This is a genomic window from Actinophytocola sp. (assembly GCF_045807065.1).
In the GTDB taxonomy this organism is placed as follows: domain Bacteria; phylum Actinomycetota; class Actinomycetes; order Mycobacteriales; family Pseudonocardiaceae; genus Actinophytocola.
Genome location: NZ_JBJMIE010000247.1, coordinates 1 through 6,931, shown reverse-complemented (window position 1 = coordinate 6,931; position 6,931 = coordinate 1). Strand labels below are relative to the sequence as shown.

9 protein-coding genes and 1 pseudogene are annotated in these 6,931 nt (G+C 72.1%); 2 read left to right on the top strand and 8 right to left on the bottom strand.

Translation table 11 applies throughout. From position 1 onward, the window contains the following. The 7 genes and pseudogenes from ACJ73U_RS14450 to clpS all read right to left on the bottom strand — a co-directional run. Positions 1–118 (bottom strand): annotated as a pseudogene (locus ACJ73U_RS14450) (aspartate/glutamate racemase); the annotation flags it as partial. Between the two features lie 9 nt (positions 119–127). Continuing rightward, the gene (locus tag ACJ73U_RS14445) at positions 128–1,078 is read right to left on the bottom strand and encodes a PLP-dependent cysteine synthase family protein (RefSeq protein WP_407778119.1); all 951 of its coding nucleotides are present in this window, start codon (positions 1,076–1,078) and stop codon (positions 128–130) included. After that, a complete protein-coding gene (locus ACJ73U_RS14440; protein ID WP_407778118.1) occupies positions 1,078–1,350 on the bottom strand; it encodes a MoaD/ThiS family protein in 273 nt (90 codons plus the stop codon). The genes ACJ73U_RS14445 and ACJ73U_RS14440 overlap by 1 nt, the downstream gene beginning before the upstream one ends. Positions 1,351–1,376: 26 nt before the next feature. Next, positions 1,377–1,826 carry a Mov34/MPN/PAD-1 family protein gene (locus ACJ73U_RS14435; protein ID WP_407778117.1) on the bottom strand — a complete coding sequence of 150 codons (450 nt, stop codon included), beginning with the start codon at positions 1,824–1,826 and terminating at the stop codon, positions 1,377–1,379. A gap of 10 nt (positions 1,827–1,836) precedes the next feature. Continuing rightward, complete coding sequence (locus ACJ73U_RS14430; protein WP_407778116.1) at positions 1,837–2,859, bottom strand: P1 family peptidase; 1,023 nt, start codon at positions 2,857–2,859, stop codon at positions 1,837–1,839. Beyond that, positions 2,852–3,415: a DUF2017 domain-containing protein gene (locus tag ACJ73U_RS14425; protein ID WP_407778115.1), complete on the bottom strand. Its 564-nt coding sequence runs from the start codon at positions 3,413–3,415 to the stop codon at positions 2,852–2,854. Before ACJ73U_RS14425 ends, ACJ73U_RS14430 begins: the two co-directional genes overlap by 8 nt. Then, positions 3,412–3,699 (bottom strand): ATP-dependent Clp protease adapter ClpS, encoded by a 288-nt coding sequence (clpS, locus tag ACJ73U_RS14420; protein WP_407778114.1) that lies wholly within the window; start codon positions 3,697–3,699, stop codon positions 3,412–3,414. Before clpS ends, ACJ73U_RS14425 begins: the two co-directional genes overlap by 4 nt. A gap of 45 nt (positions 3,700–3,744) precedes the next feature. Here clpS and ACJ73U_RS14415 point away from each other — a divergent pair, with 45 nt between their 5' ends. Together ACJ73U_RS14415 and ACJ73U_RS14410 are read left to right on the top strand one after the other, a co-directional pair. Then, on the top strand, positions 3,745–5,028 hold the full coding sequence (locus ACJ73U_RS14415) for a nicotinate phosphoribosyltransferase (RefSeq protein WP_407778113.1): 1,284 nt from the start codon (positions 3,745–3,747) through the stop codon (positions 5,026–5,028). After that, entirely contained in the window at positions 5,025–5,588 is a 564-nt protein-coding gene (locus ACJ73U_RS14410; RefSeq protein WP_407778112.1) for an isochorismatase family protein, read from the top strand. Before ACJ73U_RS14415 ends, ACJ73U_RS14410 begins: the two co-directional genes overlap by 4 nt. A 74-nt stretch (positions 5,589–5,662) precedes the next feature. Here the strand turns inward: ACJ73U_RS14410 and wecB are convergent, their stop codons facing one another. Beyond that, a complete protein-coding gene (gene wecB, locus ACJ73U_RS14405) occupies positions 5,663–6,886 on the bottom strand; it encodes a non-hydrolyzing UDP-N-acetylglucosamine 2-epimerase (RefSeq protein WP_407778111.1) in 1,224 nt (407 codons plus the stop codon). Positions 6,887–6,931 lie beyond the last annotated feature (45 nt).

Genomic DNA, 6,931 nt, shown 5'->3' with positions numbered 1-6,931 from the left:
GGACGCAGTGCGCGGAGTGGAACCCACCGAGCCGCTCCCGGACGCGCTGGTTCACGATCCGGTAGTACTCGGCGGAGGACTCCCAGGACATGCCGCCGAGCAGCCCGATGATTTTCATGGGATCACGCTAGGCCCAGAGGTGGCCGTCCAGGCGGGCCGCCGCCTCGTCCACCGAGCCGCGGTAGGCGCCTGTGGACAGGTATTTCCAGCCGCCGTCGGCGACGATGAAGACCACGTCCGCTTCGGTGCCGGTGCGTACTGCCTTGTCCGCCGCCGCCAGGGCCGCGTGCAGGATGGCGCCCGTCGAGATGCCGGCGAAGATGCCTTCGGTCTCCAGGAGCTGGCGGGTGCGGCGCAGTGCGTCGTACGAGCCGACCGAGTAGCGGCCCGTCAGCACCTCCGGGTCGTACAGCTCCGGGACGAAGCCCTCGTCGAGGTTGCGCAGGCCGTACACCAGCTCGCCGTACCGGGGCTCGGCCGCGATGATCTGCACGTCCGGCTTGTGCTCACGCAGGTACCGGCCAGCGCCCACCAGGGTGCCCGTGGTGCCCAGGCCCGCCACGAAGTGGGTCACCGTGGGCAGGTCGCGCAGGATCTCCGGGCCGGTGCCGTGGTAGTGCGCGCCGGCGTTGTTCGGGTTCCCGTACTGGTAGAGCATCACCCAGTCCGGGTTCTGCTTGGCCAGCTCCTTGGCCCGGCGCACGGCCTCGTTGGACCCGCCGGCCGCCGGGGACAGGACGATCCGCGCGCCGTAGGCCTGGAGCAGCTGGCGGCGCTCCTCGGACGTGTTCTCCGGCATCACGCACACCAGGCCGTAGCCCTTGAGCTTCGCGGCCATGGCCAGCGAGATGCCGGTGTTGCCGGACGTCGGCTCGAGGATCGTGCTGCCGGGGCGCAGCGTGCCGTCCTCCTCGGCCTTCTGGATCATGCGCAGCGCGACGCGGTCCTTGATGGAGCCGGTCGGGTTGCGGTCCTCCAGCTTGGCCCACAGGCGAACGCCGTCACCGGGGGACAACCGCGGCATGCCGACGAGCGGCGTGTCGCCGAGCGCGTCGAGCAGTGAGTCGTAGCGGGCCATCAGCCGCCAGCCACCGCCGGGAGGATCGTCACGTTGTCGCCGTCGGACACCGTCGCGTCGAGGCCGCCGGCGAAGCGGACGTCCTCGTCGTTGACGTAGATGTTCACGAAGCGGTGCAGCGCGCCCTCCCTGACCAGGCGGCCCTTGATGCCGCCGTGGGTCGCGTCGAGGTTGTCGATCACCTCGGCCAGCGTGCTGCCGCTCGCCTCGACCGTCTTCTGGCCACCCGTGTGGGTGCGCAGGATGGTCGGGATGGAGACGGTGACCGCCATGGAAAACCTCCGCTTGAGAATGGGACTTACTCGGGCAACGACTGCGTCGCTCGGTCGTATTCCGCGACGACGTCGACGATCTCGACGAGCTCCTCGGTGATCTCGCCGTCCACGATGCGGAACGACCGCAGCTCGTCGGCCTCCGGGTCGCGCGTCGAGACCAGCACGTAGTGGGCTTCGGGCTCGGCGGCGTACGACACGTCCGTGCGGGACGGGTACGCCTCGGTCGCGGTGTGCGAGTGGTAGATCACGACGGGCACCTCGTCGTTCGCGTCCATCTCGCGGTACAGCCTGAGCAGGTCGGCCGAGTCGAACTCGTAGAACGTCGGCGACCGGGCCGCGTTCAGCATGGGGATGAACCGCTCCGGCCGGTCGGACCCCTCCGGGCCCGCGATCACGCCGCACGCCTCGTCCGGGTGGTCCCGGCGGGCGTGTGCGACCATCGCGTCCACCAGGTCACGGCGTATCCGAAGCACGTGCCGAATCTTACTGGCTGGGCGCGTTCCGCCCACTCCTTGAGACGGGCCACACGTCCGAGTAGGCCGGGACGCCAGGCAGGGACGAGGCCGACACCACCCCGTGCACGACGGCCCGGGCGAACGTCTCGGCGGCGGCCGCGCACAGCTTGTCCAGCACCCCGGCACGCATGAACGGGCCGAACGGCCCCTCCTCGACCCCCAGCGAGCGGGCCCGGGTGGCGACGGCGAACACCGTGTCCCCGTCGAACATCGTGTGCGCCGGCCGGACCGCCCTGGCCAGGCCGTCCTGCGCGGCGACCGCGAGCCGCCGGCACTCGGTCTTGGTCAGGTCGGCGTCCACGGCCACGACGCCGATCGTGGTGTTCAGCGGGGTGGGTGCCGCGTCGGGGAACTCGCCGGGCCGGTGCGGCCAGGCGATCCCGAACTCGCCGTCGACCTCGTGGTCCGCCGCGTACGGGACGCCGGTGGCCACGTCCACGGCCGAGCCGGCCGCGTTGACCACCGCCAGCGCGCCGACGGTGAAGCCGTCGACCAGGGCGGACGCCGTGCCGACCCCGCCCTTGAGCCGGCCGACCTGCGCACCCGTGCCCGCGCCGACCGAGCCCGCCGGGACCTCGGTGCCGGCAGCCGCGCAGGCTGCGTGGCCGAACCCCGCGTCGGGCCGGTTGCCCCAGTCGCTCCTGGGCAGGTCGAAGATCACCGCGCCCGGCACGATCGGCACGACCTCGTGCTCCTCGGCGCCGACGCGCATGCCCCGGTTGTGCTCGGCGAGCCAGCGCATCACGCCGTCGGCCGCCGCCAGCCCGTAGGCGGACCCGCCGGACAGGCAGACCGCGTCCACCTGCTGGACCAGGTTCTCCGGCACGAGCAGGTCGGTCTCGCGGGTGCCGGGCGCACCGCCCCGGCCGTCGACCGCGCCGGTCGTCCCGGGCGGCAGCAGCACGACCGTCGTGCCGGTCGCCCAGCCGCCACCGGTCCGCTGGTGGTGCCCGACGAGCACGCCGTCGACGTCGGTGATGGCGTTACGCATCGCCGACCAGGGCGGTGACCAGGCTCTCCTGCATCCAGGTCAGCCAGTGGTACACGCCGAGGTGCGGCGCGCGCGGGTCGTCGTCGGGCAGCTCGTCCGGCATGTCCTCGCTCACACCGAGGGTCGTGCCGAGCGCGAGGCGCACGTCGTTGAGCGCGGCCAGCCATGCGTCGGCCTGTTCGGCCGAGAGCTTCACCAGGCCGCCGCCGGGTGGGCAGGTGTCGAGCAGCACACCGGCCACGCCGGTCTTGAGGTCGAGCAGCTCCGGCTCGTGCAGTGACCGCAGCGCGGCCGCGGCGTCGCGGTCCTCTGTGGAGACGTCCTGGTCATCCAGCCGCTGGAAGTCCGGCAGCAGGCGCGACAGGATCGGGTCGGTCGGCGCGGTCGACGGACCGGTGCGCATGCCGGTCAGCTCCGCCAGCTCGTCCTGCGGCGCCTCGGCCTGCCTCGATCTCAGCATGTCCTCGATCTGCGTGACCAGGCCACGCAGGACCGCCGCCTCCTGCCGGTCGACCTTCGTCGAGACCGAGTCGCCGACGCGCTCCCAGGGGATCACGACTCGTGCTGCATGGTCGCCCAGAGGCCGGCCGCGTGCAGTTTCGCGACGTCACCCTCCACTTTCTCCTTCGAGCCGGAAGACACGATCGCCCTGCCCTTGTGGTGTACGTCGAGCATGAGCTTCGTGGCCTGCTCACGGGAGTAGCCGAAGAGCTTCTGGAACACGTAGGTCACGTACGACATGAGGTTGACGGGGTCGTTCCACACAATGGTCTGCCACGGCTTGTCCTCTGCCGTGAACTCCGTGGTGACCGGTTCGACCCGTTCTACGGGTGTCGCCATGGAAACCGACATAACCCCATGGTGGCATGTCTAGGCTCACCGGTCATGACCGGTACCAGCACCGCGTTGCTCACCGACCACTACGAGCTGACCATGGTCGCGGCGGCGCTCAGGGATGGCACGGCCCAGCGCCAGTGCGTGTTCGAGACCTTCGCCAGGCGGCTGCCGAACGGGCGACGATACGGCGTCGTCGGCGGCACCGGACGGGTGATCGAGGCCATCAGCAGGTTCACGTTCGGCGACGACGAGTTGGCAAGGCTCTCGACCGTGCTCGATCCCGCCACCATCGAGTGGTTGGCCAACTACCGGTTCACCGGTGACGTCGACGGCTACGCCGAGGGCGAGCTGTACTTCCCCGGGTCGCCGCTGTTCACCGTGCGCGGCACGTTCGCCGACGCGGTCGTGCTGGAGACGCTCGTGCTGTCGATCCTCAACCACGACAGCGCGATCGTGTCGGCGGCCGCGCGGATGGTGAGCGCGGCGAACGGCCGGCCGATCATCGAGATGGGCGGCCGGCGCACGCACGAGGAGGCCGCCGTGGCGTCCGCGCGGGCCGCGTACCTGGCCGGCTTCGCGACGACGTCCAACCTGGAGGCCGGCCGCCGGTACGGCATCCCCACGGCCGGGACCTGCGCACACGCGTTCACCCTGCTGCACGACAGCGAGCACGCCGCGTTCACCGCCCAGGTCGAGGCGCTCGGCGTCGACACGACGCTGCTGGTGGACACCTACGACATCACCAAGGGCATCGAGACCGCCATCGAGGTGGCGGGCCCGGAGCTCGGCGCGATCCGCATCGACTCCGGCGACGTGGGCGTGCTCGCGCGGCAGGCGCGTGCGCAGCTCGACTCGCTCGGCGCGAAGAACACCCGGATCGTCGTGTCGGGCGACCTCGACGAGTACGCGATCGCGGCGCTGCGGGCCGAGCCGGTGGACGCCTACGGGGTCGGCACCTCGCTCGTCACCGGCTCGGGCTCGCCGACCGCGGGGATGGTCTACAAGCTGGTCGAGGTCGACGGCCGGCCGGTCGCGAAGCGCAGCTCGCACAAGGAGTCGCGGGGCGGCCGCAAGGCGGCGCTGCGCCGGCACAAGCCGACGGGCACGGCGCTGGAGGAGGTCGTGTACGCGGTGGGCGCCGAGGTCGAGCAGGGCCCGCACGACCGGCGGCTGCAGGTGCCGCTGATGCGGGGTGGACAACCGGTCGGCGACCTGCCCACCCTGGAGGAGAGCAGGCAGCGGGTCCGGGACGGGCTCGTGAGCCTGCCGTGGGAGGGTCTGAAGCTGTCGCAGGGCGAACCGGCGATCTCGACCGTGAACGTGGAGAAGTGATGAAGGCGCTGATCGTGGTGGACGTGCAGAACGACTTCTGCGAGGGCGGGTCGCTGCCCGTGACCGGGGGCGCCGCGGTCGCCGCGGCGATCTCCGGCCTGTACGGCGCGTACGACCACGTCGTGGCGACGCGGGACTACCACATCGATCCCGGCGCGCACTTCTCCGAGACGCCGGACTTCGTCGACACGTGGCCCGCCCACTGCCGCGCCGGCACCCCTGGCGCGTCGTTCCACCCGGCCCTGGACGTCAGCGGCATCGAGGCGGTGTTCTCGAAGGGCGCGCACGCGGCGGCCTACTCGGGCTTCGAGGGCGTCACCCCCGAGGGCACCGGGCTGGCCGACTGGCTGCGGGCCCACGACGTGTCCGAAGTGGACGTCGTGGGCATCGCGACGGACCACTGCGTCCGGGCGACGGCCCTGGACGCGACCGCGAACGGCTTCGCCACCACCGTCCTGCTCGACCACACGGCGGGCGTCGCGCGGCCCACCGTCGACACGGCACTGACCCAGCTCGCCGACGCGGGCGTGGGCCTCGCGGGCACTCCCCACGTGGGCTGATCAGGGCCTGTCGTTGGATCCTTGTGCGGAGTCCGCGCCCGATCAACGGTTACCTCAGGGGAACGTGCCGGCACTCAGCCACAATCCACCTCGACAACCGCACCTTCGCAGGCACGCGACCCACGCATGAAAATCCGGGGCGGCGGACCAGCGGCCGATTCCAGCATCTGGGGTGCGGGGGTGCCGGCGAGCAGCGCCTCGATCGCCGCGCAGACGCGGCGGGACGCGTTGCCGTCGCCGAACGGGTTGCTGTTGACCGGGATCCGCAGCCGGGTGTGCAGCATCTCGTCGGCGGCCAGCAGGATCCTGGTGCGGTCGGTGCCGACGAGCCACGCGCAGCCGGCGTGCACGGCCTCCATCCGCTCGGTCACCTCGCGCAGCACCAGCACGGGCACGCCGAAGCTGGGTGCCTCCTCCTGGATGCCGCCCGAGTCGGTGAGCACCAGGGCGGCTCTGCGCAGCACCCGCACGAGGTCCGGATAGGACAGCGGGTCGGTCAGGGTCACGCGCGGGTTGCCGCCCAGCACGGCGACGACCTGCGCGCGCACCGCGGGGTTCGGGTGCACCGGCAGGAGTACGTGGACGTCCGGGTGTCCCTCGGCGAGCGCGGCGACGGCGCCGAGCACCTCGTCGAGCGGCGCGCCCCACGACTCGCGGCGGTGCGCGGTGACCAGCACGAGCCGGCCGCCGTGGGTCTCCAGGTCGCGCTCGACGGCCATGAGGTCGGGGTTGGCGGCGGGCGTCTCCAGCGCGGCGATCCGCAGTGCCGCGTCCACGACCGTGTTGCCGGTGACGACGACCGGACCGCCGGACGGGCACTCCGCGGACAGTGCGGCCGCGGCGGCCGGGGTCGGCGCGAGGTGCAGCGCGGCGACGCGGGCGATGAGCTGCCGGTTGGCCTCCTCGGGGAACGGCGCGGCGAGGTCGCCCGTGCGCAGGCCGGCCTCCAGGTGCACGACCGGGACACGCTGCCAGAACGCGGCCAGCGCACCCGCGAGCGCCGTGGCCGTGTCGCCCTGGACCAGCACGGCCTTCGGCCGGCGCCGGGCGAGCAACGCGTCCAGCGCGGGCAGCAGGTGCGCGAACAGCTCGGGCTGGCCGCCGGTTGTGCGCCGGTAGCACAGCGACTCGTCGGGACGCAGGCCGAACGGTGCGAGTGCCTGCTCGACCATGACCGCGTGCTGTCCGCTGTGGACCACGGCGGCGGTGAGGTACGGGTGCTCGGCGAGGCACAGCGCGACGGGTGCGGCCTTGACGGCCTCCGGCCTGGTGCCGACGAGCAGGAGAACTTCGTTCATTCACGTCCTTAACCGGTGGCGGCGGCCCCGCTCGTGGCGGGCCCG